At 59.3% G+C, this 1,749-nt stretch carries 2 protein-coding genes and 1 pseudogene; 1 reads left to right on the top strand and 2 read right to left on the bottom strand.

Translation table 11 applies throughout. From position 1 onward, the window contains the following. The coding region (locus OUZ52_RS22725) for a hypothetical protein (RefSeq protein WP_266160882.1) at nucleotides 1-199 on the top strand (199 nt) is incomplete at its 5' end. 304 nt (nucleotides 200-503) lie between these two features. Here OUZ52_RS22725 and OUZ52_RS22720 read toward each other — a convergent pair. Together OUZ52_RS22720 and OUZ52_RS22715 are read right to left on the bottom strand one after the other, a co-directional pair. After that, on the bottom strand, nucleotides 504-1,100 hold the full coding sequence (locus OUZ52_RS22720) for a hypothetical protein (RefSeq protein WP_266160881.1): 597 nt from the start codon (nucleotides 1,098-1,100) through the stop codon (nucleotides 504-506). Between the two features lie 69 nt (nucleotides 1,101-1,169). Continuing rightward, nucleotides 1,170-1,749, bottom strand: a pseudogene (locus tag OUZ52_RS22715) (hypothetical protein); the annotation flags it as partial.

Raw genomic sequence — 1,749 nt, 5'->3', positions numbered from 1 at the left:
CATGCTGCGCCATGCGCATGCACAGGAAGTGCAGCGCACGGCGAAGGCCAGCGGCTTGGCGCTGCATCTGCTCAATACCTATCGGCATAGCCCCGCCGATGACGATGGCTTGTTACTGCGTTTTGGCGGGCTTAGTCTTACCGCGATACGCACCGGGCTTGAACGATTGGTCTACGCGGCGCAGGGAATCGATCGTTAATCGTTGGCGCCGCCGCCAAGCCAGGACACCCATGGACGTCCATATGGGTGTATCAAACAGCTATGGGGAGCCGAGCGAAGGATGTGCTGACAAAACTCTGCCGGCAGGGTCCGCTTAAAAAGATGAGCGAAAGAAGCTGGAAGCCGACCAACCCGGGCCTTGTAAAAGCACCCCAGCTTCTTTCACTCATAAAGACAACGCCCCACCTTGATACGGTCTGGCATGGCCATCCCGGCGATGGCCGATCACCGGTACGCCACTTCATGCGTAACGCCCACTACTGCAAAGCCTGACGACGATGGCTTTATGCGGTGCGGGTGTAGCGCATGATCCAGTTGGTTTCCCAGGTCTTGCCGCCGTCTGCCGAGTACGACTGGTCCCATTGGCAGGTGTTGGCGTTGATGGGAGTAAACAGGCCGCGCAGTTTGACTGGCTTGCCGTTGAAGCTGTCGTCGGAGAGAAACGTGCCGACGCCGTTAATAAAGCGGCCGATGCCGGGGGCATCCATCTCGGTGGGGTGGCGGCCGTCGAGATACCAGTCGGCCCAGCTGTTGGTTTTTGCATCGTAGGCACGAAGACCCATGCCGCGATAAGTACCGGTCGAGCGATGCACTACCGTTTCGTTCAAGTTGACGATGCCGCCAAGAAGCGAGATGCAATGGCTGCTGCCTTCGAACTCTTCCCAGTCATGGCTGCCGACCAGCCATTGCTTTAGCCGGCGGTGTTTGACGTTCCAGCTGCCGAGAAAGAAATCGAAGTCGTGCATGGGATCGGCGCCGCCGGCCAACGGCTTGGACATCTCTTGTGCCGAAGCGCTGGCCGATTCATCCAGGGTCAGCAGAAACGGAATCGCCGCAAGCGATCGTTGCAACATGCGGCGGCGAGCGGAAAGGTCGGTCATGGTGATCTCACCGGACAGATGGCTGAAGGGGCGATCAAAGACGGCCAGGACCGGCTGGCGATGATCGGCTCAATGGGTTTTGCTCAAATAGGCGATCCAGTTGGTTTCCCAGGTCTTGCCGCCATCGGCCGAGTACGCTTGTTCCCACTGCAGTTTGCTGGGCGTGATGTTTAGCCAGGTGAAGCGAACCTTGATCGGCTTGCCGTCGTAGGTATCGTCCGAGTAAAAGGTGCCGACGCCGTTCTCGAAGCTGCCGACAACGGGCACGTCCATCTTGGTCGGGTCGCTGCCATCGAGCCACCAGATCGACCACTTCGCGGTCTTCGGATCGAATGCGCGCACAGCGACGCCGCGGCGGATTACGCCATCGGGCAGGGTGAAGACGTTTTCAGTTATGTTGCCTTGGCCGCCGAGAATCGGCTGCACCACCTGGGTGCCCTGGAATTCCAGCCAGGTTTTGCTGCCGACGAGCCGCTCTTTCAAACGTAGCTGGCGTGAATGCCAACTACCGAAAAACATATCGAAATCATGCACGTGATCGGTAGCGGCCACGGGTTTGCGGGCAACCGAGGTGGTCAGCGCAGCATTGACCGTGGTGGCCAGCAGGCAGGCGATACCGACTCGTACCAAGCTGCGCATGACCGTGCGG

The organism is Dyella silvatica, from assembly GCF_026283955.1.
Lineage (GTDB): Bacteria > Pseudomonadota > Gammaproteobacteria > Xanthomonadales > Rhodanobacteraceae > Dyella_C > Dyella_C silvatica.
Note: the sequence above shows the minus strand (reverse complement) of the source record. Positions and strands in the feature narration are given on the sequence as shown.